We start from the raw sequence: 19945 nt of genomic DNA on the forward strand, positions 1-19945 counted from the left end.
CCCTACGCGCGGATGGTCAGACGTCGGCGGTCGTGCGGTACCCGGCCGGGTTGGTGGTCTGCCAGTTCCAATAGTCACGGCAGGCGTCGTCGATGCCGAGACGCGTGCGCCAACCGAGCACCTCGCCGGCCTTGGACGGGTCGCAGTAGGTGGCGGCGACGTCTCCGGGACGACGGTCGAGGATCTTCTTGGGCAGTTCGCGCCCCACGGCCTTCTCGAACGAGGCGACGAGTTCGAGCACGCTCACCGGGCGACCGGTGCCCAGGTTGAACACCTGGTGTCCGGGCTGGGCCTGCTCGAGCGCGGCGACGTGGCCCTCGGCCAGGTCGACGACGTGGATGTAGTCACGCAGGCCGGTGCCGTCGGGGGTGTCGTAGTCGGCGCCGAAGACCCCGATCTCGTCCAGCGTGCCGATGGCCACGCGCGAGACGAAGGGCATGAGGTTGTTCGGGATGCCGGCGGGGTCTTCGCCGATCAGACCGGAGGGGTGCGCGCCCACCGGGTTGAAGTAGCGCAGCACGGTGACGTTCAGCTCGGGGTTCACCCGCGCCACATCGGCGAGCACGACCTCGTTCATGCGCTTGGACTTGCTGTACGCGTTCGACAGATCGATGCTCGTCGTCGATTCCTCGGTGAAGGGGAGATCGGCCGGGTCGGAGTACACCGTCCCGGTGCTCGAGAAGACGAAGCTCCGGATGCCGCGGGCGATGCCCACGCGCAGCAGGGCGAAGGTGGTGTCGAGGTTGTTGGAGTAGTACTCGAGCGGCTTCTGCGTCGACTCCCCCACCGCCTTGAACGCGGCGAGGTGGATGATCGCGTCGATCGGACCGTGCTCGTCGAACGCCTTCGCCACGACCGTCTCGTCGGCGGCGTCGCCCACGATCAGGGGCGCGGGCTTGCCGGTGATCGTCTCGACCCGCTCGGCGGCGACGGCGTGCGTGCCCGACAGATCGTCGAGGAGGACGACGTCGTGACCCGCTTCGAGGAGGGCGACGGCCGTGTGGGTTCCGATGTAACCGGCTCCGCCGGCCAGGAGTACGCGCATGCCTCCAGGCTATCGCTCGGCGACACCGCGCCGATCGCGCGAGAGGGGCTCAGCGCCCGTCGAGCCGCCCGCCGGACTCGCGCAGGTAGCACGCGGCGCACATCGACTCGTACGTCACTTCGCCCTCGATCTGCCCCTCGTCGATGGCGACCTGATCGCCGTCGAAGACGAACCGGCCACCCACGAGCCGTGCGTTGAAGATCGCCTTGCGCCCGCACCGGCAGATCGTCTTCAGCTCTTCGAGGCTGTGGGCGATCTCCATCAGACGCGCCGACCCCGGAAACGCCTCGGTACGGAAGTCCGTGCGGATCCCGTAGGCGAGGACCGGGATGCCGTCGAGGACGGCGATGCGCAAGAGGTCGTCGACCTGCGCGGCGGTGAAGAACTGCGCCTCGTCGACCAGAAGACAAGCGACGGGCGCGTGACCGGCCGCGGCGTGGAAGACCTCGCGCAGGTCGTCGTCGGGCGCCACCAGGAAGTCCACCGGGCGCTTCACACCCAGGCGGCTGTCGATCTGGTCAGCGCCCTTCGTGTCGATCTCCGGCTTGGCCAGCAGCACGCGCTGACCGCGCTCCTCGTAGTTGTACGCCGCCTGCAGCAGGGCCGTGGACTTGCCCGAGTTCATCGCCCCGTAGCGGAAGTACAGCTTCGCCACGCGCGACTCAGGGGTTGATCGCGAGAGCGTGGGCCGTGGCATCCAGCTCTTTTCGCGCCGCGGCCGGGTTGGTGTTCAGCGTCTCGCCGTAGCTGGGGATCAGGTCGCGCAGGCGCGGCTCCCAGTCGGCCATGCGCTCGGGGAAGCAGGTCTTGATGAGCCCCAGCATGATCGACACGGCGGTCGAGGCACCCGGCGAGGCACCGAGGAGCCCCGCGATCGAGTGGTCGGCCGAGGTGACGACCTCGGTGCCGAACTGCAGCACACCGCCCTTGTCTTTGTCGCGCTTCATGACCTGGGCGCGCTGGCCGGCGTCGAGCAGCTCCCAGTCCTCGTCCTTCGCGGTGGGCATGAAGTCGCGGAGGCTGTCGACCTTCTTCGAGTGGGTCTTGAGCAGCTCGCTGACGAGGTACTTGATGAGACTCGGGTTGTCGACGGCGACCTTCAGCATCGGGCCGATGTTGTGCGGGCGCACCTGCGTGACGATGTCGAGCATCGATCCGTTCTTGAGGAACTTCGGGCTGAAGGTCGCGAACGGACCGAACAGCAACGACGACTCCCCGTCGATCACGCGGGTGTCGAGATGCGGCACCGACATGGGAGGCGCACCCACGGAGGCCTGCGAGTAGACCTTCGCGCGGTGCTTCGCCACGATGTCGGGGTGGGAGGTCTTCAACCACTGCCCGCCGATCGGGAAGACACCGTAGCCCTTGATCTCGGGGATTCCCGAGCGCTGCAGGAGTTTGAGGGCCCAGCCGCCCGCGCCGACGAAGACGAACTTCGCGTTGATGGAGCCGGGGGTCCCGCCGATCACGTGGCGGTACGAGACCTCCCACGTGCCGTCCTTCTTCTTCTTCAGCTTCTTGACGTCGTGGTTGGTGGCGACCTCGACGCCCTTCTCGCGCAGGTTCGCGAACAGCTGGCGCGTGAGCGAGCCGAAGTCGACGTCGGTGCCGGCGGGCACGCGCGTGGCGGCGAAGGGTTCGCCCTTGCGACGCTTCTGCATGAGCAGCGGAGCCCACTGGTTGATGACGCGCGAGTCCTCGCTGTACTCGATGCCCGCGAACAGCGGCTGCTGCTTGAGAACCTCGTAGCGCTTGCGGAGGAAGGCGACGTCTTTCTCGCCGCGCACGAACGTCATGTGGGGCGTGGCGTTGATGAACGTCGACGGCTCGTCGAGAACACCCTCGGCGACGAGCGAGGCCCACAGCTGACGGCTCTGCTGGAACTGCTCGTTGATCGCGACCGCCTTGGCGGGATCGATCGTGCCGTCCTTGGACTCGGGCGTGTAGTTCAGCTCGCACAGCGCCGCGTGACCGGTACCCGCGTTGTTCCAGGCGTTCGAGCTCTCTTGAGCGACGTCGCTCAGACGCTCGAGCACCGCGATCTTGAGATCGGGCTGGAGGTCCTTCAGCAGCGTGCCGAGAGTGGCGGACATGATGCCGCCACCGATGAGAAGAACATCGACGTTTTCAGTCACCCGTCGATTCTAGGCGCGAGCCGAGAGGTGTCTCGACATCGAGAGAACCGTCGGTTCGATGTCGAGACACCTCGCACCCGGCATCCGGATGCCGTGTCCTCAGGCGGTCGTGAGACGCTTCTGCGCGACGAGCTCGGCGATCTGGACGGCGTTGAGCGCCGCACCCTTGCGGAGGTTGTCGTTGCTGATGAAGAGCACGAGGCCCTTGCCCTCGGGGGCGGACTGGTCGGCACGGATGCGCCCGACGTAGCTCGGATCGGTGCCCGCGGCCTGAAGCGGAGTCGGAACCTCTTCGAGCGCCACGCCGGGAGCCTCGGAGAGGAGCTCGCGCGCACGCTCGGGCGAGAGGTCGCGGGCGAACTCGGCGTTGATGCTGAGCGAGTGGCCGGTGAACACGGGGACGCGGACGCACGTCCCCGCGACGCGCAGGTCGGGGAGCTCCAGGATCTTGCGGCTCTCGTTGCGGAGCTTCTTCTCTTCGTCGGTCTCGTTCTGGCCGTCGTCGACGAGGTTGCCGGCGAAGGGGATGACGTCGAAGGCGATCGGGGCGACGTACTTCTCGGGCTCGGGGAAGTCGAGGGCCGAGCCGTCGCGCACGAGACGCTCCACCTCGCCCTGGGCGAGGACGCCCTCGACCTGGCCGAGGAGCTCCCGGGCGCCCGCGAGGCCGGAGCCGGAGACGGCCTGGTAGGTGCTGACGATGAGGCGTTCGAGGCCGGCCTCGGTGTCGAGGACCTTCAGGACCGGCATGGCGGCCATGGTGGTGCAGTTGGGGTTGGCGACGATGCCTTTGACGGCCTGATCGATGGCGTGGGGATTGACCTCGCTGACGACCAGCGGCACCTCGGGGTCCATGCGCCAGGCGCTGGAGTTGTCGATGACCAGGGCACCGGCCTCGGCGAAGCGGGGGGCGTGGGCGCGGCTCCCCGTGGCGCCGGCGGAGAACAGAGCGACCTCGACGCCGGCGGGGTCGGCGGTGGCGACGTCTTCGACGACGACGGAGTGACCGGCGAATTCGATCGACGAGCCGGCGGAACGCGCCGTCGCGAACAGACGCAGCTCGCGGATCGGGAACGCGCGTTCGGCGAGGATCTCGAGCATGACGGTGCCGACCTGGCCGGTGGCGCCGACGACTGCGAGGGAGATTCCGGAATCGGAGATGCGGGTCATGACTGTTCCTCGGGTACGCGGAGGCGCGCGCGAACGGATGCGCGCGACATTCGTGCCAGAGTAGCGTGCGCCCGCGAGCTCTCCGATCGGTGCCGATCTCTCTGGCGGTCGAGAGCGCGAGGATGGCAGGACCGCTGCCCCGCCGGCCGGTGCATCCACAGGTGGCATGACCACCTGGCACGTGTCGGTGGTCTCGCCCACAATGGCAGGGCACCCCCGCTGCGAGGAGACCGATGAACGACCCGCTGATCGAAGCCCTGCGTCGCGCCGTCGAGGCCGCACCGCTCGACGACGAGTTGCGCCTGCATCTCGCGACGCAGCTGTGGGAACGCGGTCTCTCCGAACAGGCGGTCGCGGAAGCGAGCACGGTTCTGTCGCACTCCCCGACCGACTCACGGGCCCGCGATCTCCTCGCGCGGGCGCTGGGCGCTCCCGCGCCCGATGCCGCGTCGTTCCCCTCCCCCGATTCGGCGAGTCGCCAGCTGCCCGATCCGCCCGCCCCGCCGCGCCCGGAAGGCGGTTTCGACTGGTCGGCCGCCGAGACCGAGGTGGGGCACATCGCGCAGCCCGCGTTCGTCGACGGCGAGGGCGCCCCGGCCTTCGACGCGCACGACCTGCAGCGCCCCACGACCACCCTCGCCGACGTCGGGGGCATGACCCAGGTCAAAGAGCGCCTGAATGCCGCGTTCCTCGCCCCGCTGAAGAACCCCGAGCTGCGCGCGCTCTACGGCAAGAGCCTGCGCGGCGGACTGCTCATGTACGGACCGCCGGGGTGCGGCAAGACGTTCATCGCCCGCGCGATCGCCGGCGAACTCGGTGCATCTTTCATCTCCGTCGGCATCAGCGACATCCTCGACCGGTACCTGGGCGAGAGCGAGCACAACGTCCGCGACCTCTTCCAGCTGGCACGCCGCGACGCGCCGACGGTGATCTTCCTGGACGAGTTGGATGCCATCGGGCAGCGCCGTTCGCAGGCCCGCCACAGCGGGATGCGCGGGGTCGTCGTCGCCCTGCTCGAGGAGCTCGACGGCGTCGCGAGCGACAATGAGGGCGTCTTCGTGCTCGCGGCGACGAATCAGCCGTGGGACGTCGATCCGGCGCTGAGGCGGCCGGGCCGTCTCGACCGCACGGTTCTGGTCCTCCCTCCCGACGAAGAGGCGCGACGTGCGATCTTCCGGCACCACTTGGCACGCCGCCCCGTCGAGGGCGTCGACCTCGCAGAGCTCGCGCGATCGACCGACGGCTACAGCGGCGCCGACATCGCGTACGTCTGCGAGGTCGCGAGCGAGAACGCGCTGCTCGAGAGCGCGCGCACGGGCACCGCGCGTCTCATCGGCATGGACGACCTGCGACACGGCGTCGCCCAGACCACCTCGTCCACGGGCCCCTGGCTCGAGGCGGCGCGCAACGTCGTCCGTTTCGGCGACGACGACGGCACCTTCACCCAGTTGCGCGACTACCTCAAGAGCGTGCGCCGGCTGTGAGCGACAACGCCCGGGCACTCCGGAACGCCGAGACGCTGCTCGACCTCGGACGGCACGAGCAGGCGCTGCGCGATGCGGGAGCGGTGCTCGCTCGCGAACCCGGCAACGCCGACGCCCAGCGGATCGTCGGGGAGGCCCTGGTCGAACTGGAGCGCTGGAACGAGCTGACCTCGCTGGCCCGAGACGCGGTGTCGTCGTTCCCTGACGACGCGTGGGCGTGGCGTCTGCTGGCCCTCGCCCACATGGAGACCGGTCACGAGGCGGATGCGCTTCACGCCGCCCACCGGCTCTACGCGCTCGCGCCCGAGGTCACCTTCGCGGTGTACACCTACGCGCGCGTCCTGCACGCCTTCGGCCGCGCCGCGGACGCCCTCCCCGCCCTCGAGCGTGCGCTCGAGACACAGCCCGATGACGTCGATCTGCATCTCGCGAGGGCGACGTGCCTGTGGAAGGTGGGCCGCACACGCGAGGCGCGCGAGACGGCGGCCTCCGCGCTGCGCATCGACCCGACGAACGACGACGCCCAACGCATTCTGGCGGTCTTCGGAGGGCCGGGGCAGCGCGGATCGGACGCGCTTCTCGAAACGGCTCGCCGCGCGGCGAGGGATCCCGGCGATGACGACAACGAGGTGTTCTTCGAACTCGCCACCAGCCGGGCGCTGGTCTTGCCCGTGTCGGTCGTGTTCGGCCTGTGCGTCGCCCTCCTCGCAGTGTGCGTGCCGACCGGGGGCCTCTGGGGGTGGCGCATCGACACCGGCCTCGGCCATCTCGTCGGCGCGGGTCTCCAGGCGATCCTCTTCTCCGCCGCCATCGCCATCCTGGGTCTGTGGCTCCGTCGCATGCGGCGCCACCTCGGTGAACTGTTCCGTCCCATCGTCGCGTCTCGAATGGACGACGGTCCCCTGTCGAAGTTCAGCTCGTGGGCGATCGCCGGAGCGCTCGTCCTCGATTTCATCGGCATCGTGCTCTACGCCGCCGCAGGCGACCCTCTCGGCCCTCTGGCGCTGGCCCTGGGCCTATCGAGTGCCTACGCCGGCGGTGTGCTCGTGGTCATGTTCCACCTCATGACCCGTGGCTTCGTCCCGGGCGCGATGACGCGACCGGCCGGGCTGCTCCTGCTCCTGTGGCCGGGGGCGATCGCCGGAGTGGTCTTGCTCGGGCTCTTCTTCGTCGGCTCGGTGCTCTACATCGTCGTCTGGGCTTTCTCGGGCGAACGACTGCCCGAGCCCTTCCCGAAGACCGGGCAAGAGCGACGGGAGACGACGAGCTAGCCGCCGTCACCGATCACGCCGCACCGAAACGAGCCGCGACGCTCCTCGTGCGCCTCGCCCCGGGGCGCGGCGACGTCACCCGTCCAGGCGAAGAGCCGGTCAGCGACCGGTGCCCGCGTGCACCGTCGCCTCGGCCTCGCCGTCGAGACCGTACGCCGTGTGCACGAGTCGTGCGGCCTCGGCGAGGTCGACACCGCGGACGACGACCGAGATGCGGATCTCCGACGTCGAGATCATCTCGATGTTCACCCCGGCGAGGCTCAGCGCCTCGAAGAGGGTCGCCGAGACGCCCGAGTGCGTGCGCATGCCCGCGCCGACGACCGACAGCTTGCCGATCTGGTCGTCGTGCACGAGGCTCTCGAACCCGACCTCGGCCTGCTCCGCGGCGAGCGCCTTGAGCGCCGTCGGGGCGTCGGTCTTGGGCAGCGTGAACGAGATGTCGGTGCGGCTGGTCGCGGCGGCGGAGACGTTCTGCACGATCATGTCGACGTTCGCGCCGGACTTGGCGACGATCTTGAAGATGTCGGCGGCCTTGCCGGGAACGTCGGGCACGCCGATGACGGTGATCTTCGCCTGGCTGAGGTCGGTGGCGACGCCGGCGACGATGGGCTCTTCCATGGTGGCTCCCTCGGGGACGAGCGGTGAGGACTTCGAGGCATCGAGCACCCAGGTGCCCTCGCCCGAGCTGAACGTGGACCGGGCGTGGATGATCACGCCGTGACGGCGGGCGTACTCCACCGCGCGGATGTAGAGGACCTTGGCGCCGTTGGCGGCGAGCTCGAGCATCTCTTCGCTGCCGACACGGTCGAGCTTTCGGGCCAGCGGCACGACGCGGGGGTCGGCGGTGAAGATGCCGTCGACGTCGCTGTAGATCTCGCACACATCCGCCTTGAGAGCGGCGGCGAGCGCGACGGCGGTCGTGTCGGATCCGCCGCGACCGAGCGTCGTGATGTCGCGGGTGTCGCGGTTGAAGCCCTGGAAGCCGGCGACGATCACGATCGCCCCCTCGTCGAGCGCCTCGCGCAGCCGCACGGGGGTGACATCGACGATGCGGGCGGCGCCGTGCGTGGCGTCCGTGATCATTCCGGCCTGGCTGCCGGTGAAGGAACGCGCCTCGAAGCCCATCGAGTGGATCGCCATGGCCAGCAGGGCCATCGAGATGCGCTCTCCGCTCGAGAGCAGCATGTCGAGCTCGCGGGGCGCCGGGATGGGCGCGACCTGGTTCGCCAGATCCAGCAGCTCGTCGGTGGTGTCGCCCATGGCACTGACCGCGACGACGACCTCGTGTCCCGCGCGGCGCGTGTCGACGATGCGCTTGGCGACCCGCTTGATGCTCTCGGCGTCGGCGACGGAAGAACCGCCGTACTTCTGGACGATCAGAGCCATGAGGAGAACTCCCGGAGAGGTCGTGCGTCGGGATGCCACGACGGGGCGCTCGTGCCGCGCCCGAGGATCATCCTAGAGGCGGTCGCATACCGCCCCCGTCATGGGCCGACGCCCGGCGAAACCGCAGGCCCCGTCGGTAGGATCGAACGCTCCCTCTCCCCCGCCTTTCTGGAGGCCCGCGGTTGTCCCCCACCCCGCGCCGACTGCTGTCGTCCCTGCGTCGTCTCGTCCAGGTCGACGATGTCTCGTCGCCCGATACGACGCTGCTCCCCGTCATCGACGAAGCCTTGTCGACGCGCATCCTCGACCTCGCGATCCGCATCGGCGAGACCATGCTCGTCGTCGGAGCCCCGGCCAACGAGGTGACCCTCACGATCGTGCGGGTGTGCGGGGCGTACGGACTCGACCCCGTACACGTCGACGTGACCTACAACTCCATCACGATCGCGCACAGCCGCCCGGGAGCCAGCCATCCCACCACTCTCCTCCGCGTGGTGCGCGGCTCGGTCCCCGACCATGCGAAGCTGCAGCGCCTTCAGGCTCTCGTGCAGGAGATCGCCGGCGGTCTGGGTCTCGACGACGCGATCTCGCGGTGCCGTGCCATCCGTCGCCTCCCCTTCCGCTATCGCCCCGCGATCGTCATCGCCTCTCAGGCATCGCTCGCCGCGGGTGTGGCGATCATGTTCGGGGCGAACTGGCTGGCCCTCGTGCTGTCGTTCATCGCCGCGGCCCTGGCCGCCACGACGCAGTACATCCTGGCGCGGGCCCGCGTGCCGTACTTCTTCGCGCAGATCGCCGGCGGTTTCGTCCTCACCGTCTTCGCGGCGCTGTCGCCGCTGCTGCGCTACACCGGCCTCGATGCGGCAGCGGCGATCCGACCGTCGGTGATCGTGGCATCCGGAATCGTCCTGATGCTCGCGGGTCTCACCGTGGTGGGCGCGGCACAGGATGCCATCGACGGCTTCGCGCTGACGGCGACGGGACGCATCCTCGAACTCACCACGCAGACCCTCGGTGTGGTGCTGGGGATCCTCGCGGGGCTCGAGACGGTGCGCGTTCTCGGGATGGGCATGTCAGCGCCGTCGAACGCTCTGCCGCTCGGACCGGTGAGCGTACAGTTCGTCGGAGCCGCCGTCATCGCCATCGCCGTCGCCGTCTTCAACGGTGCCGGCGCGCGCATCGTCCTCGTCAGCGCCGCCCTCAGCCTCGTTGCCTGGGCGGGGTACGTCGCGGCCTCGGGCCTGGGCTTCGAGGTCGCCGCCGCGAGCGGCGTGGGCGCCTTCGTCGGCAGCTTCGCGGGCATCGTCGTCGCCTACCGGCTGCACGTGCCCTCGGTCGCGATCACGACGGCGGCGATCCTCCCCCTCGTTCCGGGTGCCGCGGTGTTCCGAGGCCTGCTCGGGATCGTCGAGTCGGGCGAAGACCCGGCGGTGCTCATGACCGGGGTCACCACCCTCGCCGGGGCGGCGACGATCGGCATCGCCCTGGCGGTGGGCGCCTCACTCGGCATCTACCTGGGTCAGCCCGTGCGGGCGACCCTGTCGAGCGTCACCCGGGTACGAGCGCGCGTGCGACGGTAGTCAACGAAAGGCGCCGGGATGCCACGGCCCCCGCGTCGCGCGGGCACCGGGCCGTGGCATCCCGGGTTCTCAAGGACAGGAGCCGGGTTCGCTTCCTGCCGCGGTGTCGAACGTGGCGAGGTCGACACCGAGCTCCACCCGGAAACGCTGTTCGCTGACGGCGACGTCGCTCACGTGAAGGGCACGCGGAAGAAGCTCTGCGAAGCAGAGCGGCTCGACCTGGAGCGCGGCGAGATCGCCACCGGTCAGCGCTGTCACCTCCTCGACGGACAGGACCTTTCCCCCGGCCGTGACGCTCGAGACCCCGGCACTCACGCGCCCTTTCTCGAAGCGCGGAGTCATCGCGACGCTCCCTGTCTGCGTGCCCATCCCGCCCGGCAGCGAAACGTCGAAGACCACGTCATCGCCCGAGAAGCCGACGCGCACCGCGCCGCGGGCTTCGGCGGGCACGAACAGCGCCGTGGCCTGCGCGGCGGTGAGAGTGAGTGCTCCGGAGAGGCCGTCCAGCGTCCAGTCGCCGTCGCCGCCTCGAAGTCCCTCCATGTCGAAGGTCAGATCGGAAGTGGCCGGGCCGGTCGGGAAGCTACGAACCGTGGCGTGGGCGCCGTCGAATCGGCCGAAGGGCTGTTGGAGGAGCGCGAAGCCCTCGATGTCGACGTCGATCCGCTGACTATCGGGGAGCTCCAGCGCGGCCCTGACCATCGAGGCGATCGTCCTCTGGCTCTCGGCTCGGGAAATCGCCTCCGCCGTTGCGAGAGCGGTCACCGCGAGGGCGACGAGGACAACGGCGAGTACCGCGAACAGCACCCCCGGTCGAGGTTGTCCCGGGTCGGGAGGTCCCGGCTGGAGTCGAGGCGGTAGCAGGGCGGTCTGCTGGTCGGAGAGGGCCATGCGCCGCGGCCTATCCGAACCGGCCGTTGACGTAGTCGTAGGTGCGGGGGTCGATCGGCGCGTCGAACATCTCCGCCGTGTCGCCGTGCTCGACGATGTGTCCGGGCTGCCCCTGGGACGCGAGGAAGAAGGCGCATTGCTGCGAAACGCGCTGCGCCTGCTGCATGTTGTGCGTGACGATCACGATCGTCACCTCTTTCTGCAGTTCGCCTATCGTCTCTTCGATCACGCGGGTCGACGTCGGATCCAGCGCCGAACACGGCTCGTCCATGAGCAGGACCTTGGGTTTGACCGCCAGCGAGCGCGCGATGCACAGACGCTGCTGTTGACCACCGGACAGGCCGCCACCGGGCTGGCGCAGGCGGTCCTTGACCTCTTTCCACAGGCCCGCCGAGGTCAGGGAGCGCTCGACGAGCTGGTCCTTCTCGTCGCGGGAGGCCCGGATGCCGGTGAGCTTGAGCCCCGCGACGACGTTGTCGTAGATCGACATGGCCGGGAACGGGTTCGGCTTCTGAAAGACCATGCCGATGTCGCGTCGAGCCTCGGTCAAGCGTCGCCCGGTGTCGTAGATGTCGACGCCGTCCAGGAGGACCTCTCCCGCCAGTGATGCGGAGGGGACGAGCTCGTGCATGCGATTGAGGATGCGCAGGAATGTCGATTTGCCGCATCCGGAGGGACCGATGAGAGCGGTGACCTCGCCCGCGGGCATCGTCAGCGAGACGCGGTCGAGCACCTGGTGGTCGCCGAACCAGGCGGTGATCCCCCGTGCGTCGAGCGTCGCGAGCGGCGAAGGGAGGTCCACAGCGAGGTCGGGGATGGGGGTGACCGGCAGGTGCACGTCGGCCGCGCCTCCGGCTCGGGGCGGGGCGAACGCCGGGAGGCTCACCGAGAGCGCGGGCGCGGCGCCGGCGGGCGCGGACACGAGTTCCGCCGGCGAGGGGTCTCGGCGCGATCGGCGACCGTTCGGGCCGTGGGGGTCGCCGGCGGGAGTAAGAACGGCGGTGATGTCATCGGACATGTCGGGTGGTCCTCGGTGATCAGAGCAGGTTGGGAAGCAGCCGCGTGAGCTGGTCGGCGACGAAGAAGCCGGCGAGGGCGGCGACGGGGACGAAGACGATCCAGGTCTTCTGCGCACCGAAGCGACGGAACGACCACACGGCCGCGACCTCGACCGCCAGGAGGAACTGCAGGGCGAAGATGAGAGCCCAGACCGTGCGCGCGTCGGTCGCCATCGCCTTCTCCGCAGGACCGAGAGTGCCCGTCGTCGTCAGGCGCGCACCCGCGGGTTGGGTCTCGGAGACCAATCGGGCATCGACGTAGACGATGCCGGTGGGCACGTAGGGCACGCCGCGCGCCGTCTGCAGGATCAGGCGGCTCTCTCCCCGGGTGAGGTTCGGCGGCGTCGGGTCTCCCGCGTACCTCAGGCCGATGACCTCGAAGCGCTGGAGTCCCTGACCGGTGCGCACGGTGATCTCATCGCCCGGATCGAGCGAGGAGATCGCCGAGAACGGCCCGCCGAACGCTGCGGCGCGCGCCATCAGCACGCTGACGCCGACCTGGCCCGGCAACACCGTGTCGCGACGGTGTCCCACTCCCTGCGCGGTCTGAGCGGATGCCGTGCCCTCGACGACCACCTCGTGGAACTTCAACCGCGGGATGTCCATGATCGCGACCGGGGCACCGTCTGCGAGCAGGACGTCTTCGAACGTCCCCTCGCTGACCGGGGCCGTCCCCGCCGCGAGCTGCGCGCGCAGATCGTCCTCGAGCCGTTGCTGGGATGCGAGGTGCTGCAGATGACTGAACACGGTCACGTTCAGCACGAACATCAGCAGGAGCAGCAGCAGCGTCGCGACGATGCTGCGCGCCAAAGCCTCGGCCCCTGTCATCTCGCTCGTCGCACGCGGGGGCGCAGGCGGCCGACGAGGAGGTCGGGGAGGACGCGGAGGACGGGTGAGCAATCGCTGCCGCGGTTCCCGAGGCGGCTCGGCGACCGCCCCGTTCCCGAGTCCGGTTGCTGCGGCGGGGTCGTCGATCACGCTCATGCGGGGGCACCGGCACCGAGCTCGACCTCTGTCGCGGAGCGGCGAAGGCGGAGGCGGAGGACGATCTGCACCACGATCACCGCTCCGGCCGCAGCGAGCAACAACAGGGCCACCAGCCACGGGAAGACGAGAACGGTCGTGTCGCGGGTGAGCGGGCTGAGCGTCGTTCCGCCGACCTCGGCGGGCGGGCGGAACGTGGCGTGCGCGGTCACGAGTCCCCATTGCCCGGCACCCGAGAGGTCGGCCGAGACCACGCGGGACTCCCCCGCCTTCAGCTGCGGGAGCTGCACGGCGTCCGTCTGCGCGAGGCGGTTGCCGAAGGGGCCCTCCATCCAGAAGTCCGCCGTCGCGTCGAACGTGGTCGTCGAGACGTTGCGCACGGTGAACGACAGCAGGGTCGATCCCTCGAACGGGTTGGGCGTCAGGCGGACCTCGCTGACGAGACCGCCGACGTGGACGACGCCACCGAGATCCACGGCACCGGCAGCCGGCGAGGGCGAGGGGGTCACCGCCTGCACGGTGGACACGCTGGACGGTGCGGTGGACACGCCGGAACTCGCCGACCGTGACCCCGAGCCCTGCGTCGACGAGGTCGCCCCGCTCCGCGAGGATCCGGTCGCTCCGGGCAGACACGGCGAGGACTCAGAGCTCGGCGGGCCGATCACCGTCGCCGACATGTCGAGGGCACCGGTCGGGGCGGGAGAGGGTGCCGCGGTCGGGCACGTGACCGCTCCGCTGCTCGCCGACGCGGGTGCGGAGGCGTGGGCGGCGACGGGCGCCGACACGGCAGCAGCGCAGAGCAGTACCGCGGCGAGCAGGCGTGGCATCCGGTCGCGCCGAGACCACGTCACCGTGTCGCTCCCGAGGTTCCGGCCCCGACGACCTCGCGCTCGAGCTCGGCCTTTCGACGGGCCTCGGCCTCGGTGTACTCCACCCAGGCCCGGGCGCGACGATCGTCGATACGGCGACGCAGGCGCAGCCTGCCCCACACGAGCAGACCGATGATCAGCACGGCGAGAAGGGCCCACGGCACGACGAAGAGCACCGCGTCGCGAGAGACGCTGCGCAGGGGCCCGGGGTTGAGCGCCTGCTGATCGACGGACGGATACAACGTCACCGTGGGCGAAAGGTAGATCCACTGGCCGACCCCCGAAACGGTGGTCGTGACGGTGCGGGTGCTGCCCGGCAGCATCTCGTCGACCTCCGCGCCGACCTCGCCCGAGACGCCGATGCCGAAAAGTCCACGGACCTCGGCCTTCAGGCGGCCCGCCAGAGCCACGTTGCCGGCGTTTCGCACGGTGAAGGTGACGGTCGTCTCGCCATCGAGCGGGTTCAGGCTCGGCGTGTACGAGGCGGACATGCCATCGATGGACAGGAGGGGCTGCAGATCACCGGGGACGCGCACGTAGAGACGGGTGCCGACGCGACGGTCCACGAGAACCTGGCCATCGTTCGACAGCGCGGAGACCGCCAATCCCGCGGCGTGGTCGCCGGGGCGGGCGTCGGCGGGCACGGCGACACGGAACGGGACCTCGGTCGATGCTCCCGGCTCGAGCTGAACGGCGACGGACGGCTGCCCGGAGAAGGCGACCCATGCACCCGCATCGGTCGGGGCGACACCGGTTTCGAGCAGGCCGTAGCCGCCCTCGTCCGTGTTGAACGCGTCGGTCGCGAACACCGTGAACGACTGCGGCGTCGATCCCACGTTCGTCACGACGTAGACGTCGTCGAGCTCCTGGCCGGGGCCCATCTGGTAGCTGAACCGCGAGCGGGGCGAGGCGGCGTCCGCCGATTGGGGCGCCGCAGAGATGCCGATGGTGTCGTTCGGCGCCGACGCGTCGTCGGCGCGCGCGGAGCCCGCAGACGACAGGCCCAGCGAGACCGCGGCGGCGGCGATCAGGGCCAGAGCGGCCGATCGGATCCCCCACGCGTTCGGGCGGGCGGGAGCGAGGTTGGAAAGCACGATACATCTCCGCAGAAGGGGCTGGCCGCGGTCGATCCGCGACCTGAACGACGTCTGAACGCCGCACGGGTTCTCGGGGGACGGACGAGAGGCGGCGCCACGGCGCCGCCCCTCGCGTGGTCACTTCGAGACGAGCGTGAGCGTCATCTTCGAGGTGTAGGTGCCGGCCGGAGCGTCGGACGGCGCAACCAGCGTCAGGTCGGCACTGAGCTTGGTCACACCCGTACCCGAGCCGGCGGCCGCACCGGCGAACGTCGCCGGGTAGACGGCCGAGCCCGCGGTCTGCGCGGCCGCGGCGGTCACCCCGGTCGCCGTGGTCCCCGCCGCGTTCACCTTGGGTGCGACGCCGAGGTTGGCGGCGGTAAAGGTGGCCGAGTCGCTCGTGAAGGCGCCGACGGTCTGCGTCAGTGTCCAACCCTTCTTGCTGACGACGCGCTCGTCGGTCACGGTGACCTCGGGAAGCGTCGCCGTCGAGGTCGACTTGTTGTTGATCAACTGCGCCTGACCGAAGGTGGCTGTGGCACCCGCGGGAACCGACAGCGACAGAGCGCCGTCCTGAGGCGCGACGGTGGTCGCCTCGAGACCGATGTCACCCGTCGTGGCCGCCGAACCGCCGCCGGTGTTTCCGCCGGTGGCGGGTACCGTCGCGGTGTAGCTCCACGAGCCGCCCGGCTTGACCGTGATGTAGACGAACGAGGCGTCCTCGACGGTCACGCCGTTGCTGGAGGTGAAGGCGAGGCCGGCGGAGAAGTCCCCACCGTTGGCCTTGACCGAGGCGTAATTGGCGCCGGCGAGATTGTTGAGCAAAAGCGCCGGGGTGAGGACCGTCTTCTTCGTGGTGTCGTTGAAGGCGTTCATCTGGCTGCCGAGCCACTTTGAGGTGTCGCGCTCGCCGCCGCGGGGCGAGACGAACACCGAGACACCGGTTGCCGCGGCCGGGCCGGTGAACATCTTGTCGTAGTTCGAGAAGCCCTCGCCGACGGGGTAGCCCGCGACGAGCTGGTCGAAAGCGATGGCCTCGCCGTTCTTGACCAGGTTCTCGGTGGTGGCGTCGAAGATGTAGAACGGCTCGGTGGAACCGGCCGGGGTGTTGGCGGCCTGCGCCGCCGAGACGCCTGTGCCGACCAGCAGGAGGGCGAGAGCCGCGGCAGCCGCGGCCTTCAGGGTCGTAGAGCGGAACATCTCTGTGTACCTTTCCGTGGTCTCGATCAGCCCTGGGCGTACGCCGAGAGGGGGGTGGTCGAGGAGGGGGCGAGGAAGCCGAACTTGCGCTTCACCGAGCCGGGAGCCAGCGGCGAGTTGCCGAAGTTGGTCAGGCTGGTCAGCGAGGAGGAGTTGACGAGGTTCGCCAGGACCGCGTCGTACGCGGGCGAGCCGGTGTAGGTGAACGTCGACTGCACGCGAGCGCGCTCGACGATCAGGTAGGTGTCACGTCCGAAGGTGGTGTTGGAGTAGTAGCTCGCGTTGGGGACGAGGGAGGGAGCCGTGCCCGTGAAAGCGCTGGCACCGGCGACGGGCGAGCCCAGCTGCACGGTCGAGGCGACGGCGACGGTGTTGACCCCCGCCACGTTGTTGGCCTGGGCGATCCAGCTGGCAGCCGAGAACGGGATGATCTCGCCGTCACCGAGCACGGTGGCGTCGTTCTCGGGCACCGTGGTGTTCGAGGCGTCTGCCACACCCGAGGGGGTGGTCACACCGAGGGCGTTGAGGAAGAAGCCGCGCGTGCCCGAGGACGTCTGGGGAAGGCGGGGCTTGATCGTGACGCCGTCGATGGAGGTGATGGTCCCCTCGTAGATGCCCTTCAGCTGCGCGGGGGTCAGCGTGGCCCATGCCGCGGTGCCGCCCTTGTATGCGTAGGCGACCGCATCGCGAGCGAAGGGGACGTACAGCAGACGGCCGTCGGCGTTGGCGTTGGTGCCGGGCCCGCCCGAGCTGCGGGCGATGTCGACCTGACCGGCGATGCTGCGCGCCGGGGTGATGTTGCCGTTGATCGACCAGTTCGCGCCGTCGATCGAGCGACGCAGGGCGTCGCGGCCGGCGCCCGAGCCGTTCGGACGGGCGAAGAAGGGGCCGTTCGACTTGGCCTGGATGGCCGCCGAGCCGAAGGCGTCGAAGTTGCCGATCGACTTGCCGTCGGCGAGCACACGGACGTAGGAGCCGGAGGCACTGGTGCCGTTGGTGAGCGCGTTCATCGCGTCCTGGAGGGTGTCGGAGCCGACAGCGACGTAGCTGTTCGACACCGGCTCGGCCGAAGCGGTCGAGGCGAAGCCCGCTCCCGCCAGCAGAAGGCCGACTGCCGCGCCGATGGCGGCGATCTTCTTGATCTTCACGAGATACCAATCTGGAAAAGGTGGATGGTGTGATTTCTGGTGATGCGCGGAAGGGAAGAGCGGCTCGCGTCAGCCGAGGCGACGCGGAAGACGAGGGATGAGGAACACGACGCCGGCGGCGAGCACGCCCGCGAGCAGGCTGGCCGGCAAGACCGCCGGCAGCCCGCCCACACCCGGATCCACGGGGGTCTGAGCCCCGGCGAGGGCACCGGCGACGGCTCCGGATGCCACGGGGTCGCCCGACGCCGCGGAACCCGCTGCCGCGGCAGCCGGCGCTGCAGCGACGCTCCCCGAGGCGCCGGGCATGGTCCCCGAGGCGAGGGGGGCAGCGGCCGCGGGGGCCTTCGTCGGCGACGGAGCGGTGGAACGGATGAGACCGGACTGGATCACGTTCGCGGCGACGACGGCCTGCTGGTGCCACGCATCGGAGATCGGCGCGTACCCCACCGGGAGCTGACCGAGATCGACGCCGGGCTGCTGACCGTAACCGGCCGCGTAGCGGATGAATGCGGCGTAGCTGGTGCGAGCCTTGGCATCCGTCATGTACGGGTTGGTCGCGGCATAGATGGGCAGGGTGAGCGGGTAGGCGGCGGTGGCGGAGCGGGCCGCGTCGGAGGTGAAGTCGAAGCCGACGGTCTGCGTCTGCGCCGTCGTAGAGGTCATCGCCGCGGCGGCGGCGCTCATCGCGTCGTTGGAGAGCCCCACGAAGGCCCCTGCCGGGTTCTTCAGCTCGGCCGAGACGATCTGATACTTCTCGGAGGCCGCGCTGTCCGTGAGGCCGATGACAGCTTGAGTGCCCTGGAGACTGCGGGGCGTCTTGACGTAGCGAGGCGGGTTGGCCAGCGGATCCCATGACCCGGCGACCTGCGCGTCGCCGCGAAGCGTGAGGTAACCGGATGTATCGAGGTCGTTCGTGAAAGGTCGCCATCCGATCACGTTGAGTTCGCCCGCGCCGCCCTTGACGGCCTCGCGCTTCGTCGGGTCGGCCTTGGGGAACGTGTCCGTGGGCAATGAGAGAGCACCGTTGGGGTTCACCTGGGGGTTGGTGGAGCTGTACTTGTTGACGCGCGTCCCCCAGGGGTCGGCCTCGCCGTCGAGGAAGGCCCGGGCCTCGGGGTCCGCCAGCACGTAGCTCCACAGGGTGTGCGCGACATCGGATCGCCCCTGCGTCACCAGCATGTCGGAGACGCCGACGCCGGCGATGGCCTGCTCCTTCCACTCCGCATCGTTGATGGCGAGGAAATCCGGATCGAACAGCAGATTGCGAGGGTTGCTCCCCAGGTGCCGACGATCGGTCTCGGTGGGAAGGGCGTCGATGTACGAGGAGGTCAGGAGCTTCGCGATCAACCGCGGAGTGAGCTTCATCGAGGTGAACGGGAGGCCGGCCCTGCTCCGTGCGACCTCGTCGGTGCTCCCGGGGTTCGGGAACCGGTCGATGGCGAAGGCGATCGTGATGGCGGAGAGGCCCACCGGCGCGTAGATGAGGTCGTCGGCGGATTCGCCGGCGTAGGGGCGCGAGGTCAGGGCGAGGGGTGCGGAGGTCGTGGCGGCGTTGGCCGCTGCCACGGCATCGGCCTCGTTACTGGTGATCATGTTGTAGATGTCGCCGCCGTTCGCGCACAGCGACGGCTGCCACGACGAGATGGCCGAGGCGAGCAGCTCGCTGCCGACGACCTGTCGTTCGGCGGCACCGATGGCGCAACTGCTGCCGAGCGGGCGGAAATCGAGGCGCACGGCGACATGGTGCTTCCAGCTGTCCCAGAACAGTCCGGGCTGCGTGATGGACGGCGAGCCGTTGTCGTGCGTGCCCCGCGGGATGATCACGAGCCAGCACGACTGTCCGCGCGCGGTTCCGCCGGTCGCTTCGATCCGACGCCCGCAGCCGAGACCGCGGGACTGCACGGCCGTCTGCACCTCGAACTTCGCGCTGCCGGTGCCGTTGGACCCGGAGCCAGCCCAGGAGACCTCGTTCGAGGTGTACTGCGAGAAGAAGGGGTTCTGGTTCACGTCGACGCGGTCACCGTCGACGTATTTTCCGTCGGCGATGCGCTGGACCATCTCGTGCTCGCCGTTGCGCAGAGTGGATGAGCGGAAGGGAATCGCCGTCTCGCTGGGCTCGCTGACGCCCTTGCCCAGGACGGTGTAGGGCAGGTCCTGCTTCGGGATCGAATACTCCCAGTCCGGCGAGCCCACTCTCCCGCCGCCGAAGGTGCCGCTCGCGCCGTACTGGCACGTCGTGCGATCGGGGCGACCGGGGTCGTCGGGGTCGTCGCCCCAGCACTGCATGATCTGCAGGAAGTTCTCGCCACCGGTCTGCTGACTCGGCGGGGTCGAGCGCGCGGCGTTCTTCCACGACACCTCGATGCCCTGGGCGCCGAGCCCGCGCGTCTGAGACACCGACACTTCGAGGTCGGGGAACGGCGCATTCGCGGCATCCGGGTCGTAGGACGCGGCCGAGACCGTCGCCGCGCCGAGGTCGGCGCCGTCGGCGGCCGAGGCGGAAGGAGCCGCGAGAGCTCCGCCGGACATCGCGGCGAAGACCACTCCGGACACGACCACGCCGGCGACGACCGAGGCGAGAACTCGGCGGAGGCGGTGGTGGGGTGCTGACAAGCGCACGGGATTCCCCTGATTCTTCATCGACAGGG

16 protein-coding genes are annotated in these 19945 nt (G+C 69.7%); 3 read left to right on the forward strand and 13 right to left on the reverse strand.

Annotation, left to right across the window (positions count from 1 at the left end):
* Positions 1–16: 16 nt before the first annotated feature.
* The 4 genes from galE to DEU35_RS07650 form a co-directional block, all read right to left on the reverse strand.
* On the reverse strand, positions 17–1045 hold the full coding sequence (gene galE, locus DEU35_RS07635) for a UDP-glucose 4-epimerase GalE (RefSeq protein ID WP_103206108.1): 1029 nt from the start codon (positions 1043–1045) through the stop codon (positions 17–19).
* 49 nt (positions 1046–1094) lie between these two features.
* Positions 1095–1700 (reverse strand): thymidine kinase, encoded by a 606-nt coding sequence (locus DEU35_RS07640; RefSeq protein ID WP_103206107.1) that lies wholly within the window; start codon positions 1698–1700, stop codon positions 1095–1097.
* Between the two features lie 7 nt (positions 1701–1707).
* Positions 1708–3180 carry a malate:quinone oxidoreductase gene (locus DEU35_RS07645; protein ID WP_103206106.1) on the reverse strand — a complete coding sequence of 491 codons (1473 nt, stop codon included), beginning with the start codon at positions 3178–3180 and terminating at the stop codon, positions 1708–1710.
* Positions 3181–3279: 99 nt separating this feature from the next.
* A complete protein-coding gene (locus tag DEU35_RS07650; protein ID WP_116239132.1) occupies positions 3280–4350 on the reverse strand; it encodes an aspartate-semialdehyde dehydrogenase in 1071 nt (356 codons plus the stop codon).
* A gap of 233 nt (positions 4351–4583) precedes the next feature.
* On the opposite strand from DEU35_RS07650, the gene DEU35_RS07655 reads away from it, so the two are divergent.
* Positions 4584–5834 carry an AAA family ATPase gene (locus DEU35_RS07655; RefSeq protein ID WP_116239133.1) on the forward strand — a complete coding sequence of 417 codons (1251 nt, stop codon included), beginning with the start codon at positions 4584–4586 and terminating at the stop codon, positions 5832–5834.
* Positions 5831–7105, forward strand: a complete 1275-nt coding sequence (locus DEU35_RS16840) for a tetratricopeptide repeat protein (RefSeq protein WP_181904609.1) — start codon at positions 5831–5833, stop codon at positions 7103–7105. Before DEU35_RS07655 ends, DEU35_RS16840 begins: the two co-directional genes overlap by 4 nt.
* 99 nt (positions 7106–7204) lie before the next feature.
* Here the strand turns inward: DEU35_RS16840 and DEU35_RS07670 are convergent, their stop codons facing one another.
* On the reverse strand, positions 7205–8491 hold the full coding sequence (locus DEU35_RS07670; RefSeq protein WP_116239134.1) for an aspartate kinase: 1287 nt from the start codon (positions 8489–8491) through the stop codon (positions 7205–7207).
* Between the two features lie 182 nt (positions 8492–8673).
* Between DEU35_RS07670 and DEU35_RS07675 the strand changes: the two genes are divergently transcribed.
* Positions 8674–10071 carry a threonine/serine exporter ThrE family protein gene (locus tag DEU35_RS07675; protein WP_103206101.1) on the forward strand — a complete coding sequence of 466 codons (1398 nt, stop codon included), beginning with the start codon at positions 8674–8676 and terminating at the stop codon, positions 10069–10071.
* A 69-nt stretch (positions 10072–10140) separates the two neighbouring features.
* On the opposite strand, the gene DEU35_RS07680 is transcribed toward DEU35_RS07675, so the two are convergent.
* The 8 genes from DEU35_RS07680 to DEU35_RS07715 all read right to left on the reverse strand — a co-directional run bounded on the left by DEU35_RS07680 (position 10141) and on the right by DEU35_RS07715 (position 19916).
* A complete protein-coding gene (locus tag DEU35_RS07680; protein WP_141376166.1) occupies positions 10141–10962 on the reverse strand; it encodes a hypothetical protein in 822 nt (273 codons plus the stop codon).
* A 10-nt stretch (positions 10963–10972) separates the two neighbouring features.
* Positions 10973–11764, reverse strand: a complete 792-nt coding sequence (locus DEU35_RS07685; RefSeq protein ID WP_220340848.1) for a phosphate ABC transporter ATP-binding protein — start codon at positions 11762–11764, stop codon at positions 10973–10975.
* A 235-nt stretch (positions 11765–11999) separates the two neighbouring features.
* Complete coding sequence (locus DEU35_RS07690) at positions 12000–12848, reverse strand: sortase domain-bontaining protein (protein ID WP_170210622.1); 849 nt, start codon at positions 12846–12848, stop codon at positions 12000–12002.
* Between the two features lie 152 nt (positions 12849–13000).
* Positions 13001–13552, reverse strand: coding sequence for a hypothetical protein (locus tag DEU35_RS07695; RefSeq protein ID WP_147301850.1), 552 nt, complete (start codon positions 13550–13552; stop codon positions 13001–13003).
* A gap of 299 nt (positions 13553–13851) precedes the next feature.
* Positions 13852–14967 carry a hypothetical protein gene (locus tag DEU35_RS07700; protein ID WP_116239137.1) on the reverse strand — a complete coding sequence of 372 codons (1116 nt, stop codon included), beginning with the start codon at positions 14965–14967 and terminating at the stop codon, positions 13852–13854.
* Between the two features lie 120 nt (positions 14968–15087).
* Positions 15088–16149, reverse strand: coding sequence for a hypothetical protein (locus tag DEU35_RS17305; protein ID WP_141376177.1), 1062 nt, complete (start codon positions 16147–16149; stop codon positions 15088–15090).
* A gap of 26 nt (positions 16150–16175) precedes the next feature.
* On the reverse strand, positions 16176–17297 hold the full coding sequence (locus tag DEU35_RS07710) for a substrate-binding domain-containing protein (RefSeq protein WP_103206095.1): 1122 nt from the start codon (positions 17295–17297) through the stop codon (positions 16176–16178).
* A 69-nt stretch (positions 17298–17366) separates the two neighbouring features.
* Positions 17367–19916, reverse strand: a complete 2550-nt coding sequence (locus DEU35_RS07715; RefSeq protein ID WP_147301851.1) for a hypothetical protein — start codon at positions 19914–19916, stop codon at positions 17367–17369.
* Positions 19917–19945: the final 29 nt, after the last annotated feature.

The organism is Microbacterium sp. AG157, assembly GCF_003385695.1.
Lineage (GTDB): Bacteria > Actinomycetota > Actinomycetes > Actinomycetales > Microbacteriaceae > Microbacterium > Microbacterium testaceum.

Excerpts from the sequence above, each read along its gene's own strand:
- galE (WP_103206108.1), bottom strand. The coding sequence starts at position 1,045 with ATGCGCGTACTCCTGGCCGGCGGAGCCGGTTACATCGGAACCCACACG.
- DEU35_RS07650 (WP_116239132.1), bottom strand. The coding sequence starts at position 4,350 with ATGACCCGCATCTCCGATTCCGGAATCTCCCTCGCAGTCGTCGGCGCC.
- DEU35_RS07655 (WP_116239133.1), top strand. The coding sequence starts at position 4,584 with ATGAACGACCCGCTGATCGAAGCCCTGCGTCGCGCCGTCGAGGCCGCA.
- DEU35_RS07670 (WP_116239134.1), bottom strand. The coding sequence starts at position 8,491 with ATGGCTCTGATCGTCCAGAAGTACGGCGGTTCTTCCGTCGCCGACGCC.
- DEU35_RS07680 (WP_141376166.1), bottom strand. The coding sequence starts at position 10,962 with ATGGCCCTCTCCGACCAGCAGACCGCCCTGCTACCGCCTCGACTCCAG.
- DEU35_RS07690 (WP_170210622.1), bottom strand. The coding sequence starts at position 12,848 with ATGACAGGGGCCGAGGCTTTGGCGCGCAGCATCGTCGCGACGCTGCTG.
- DEU35_RS17305 (WP_141376177.1), bottom strand. The coding sequence starts at position 16,149 with ATGTTCCGCTCTACGACCCTGAAGGCCGCGGCTGCCGCGGCTCTCGCC.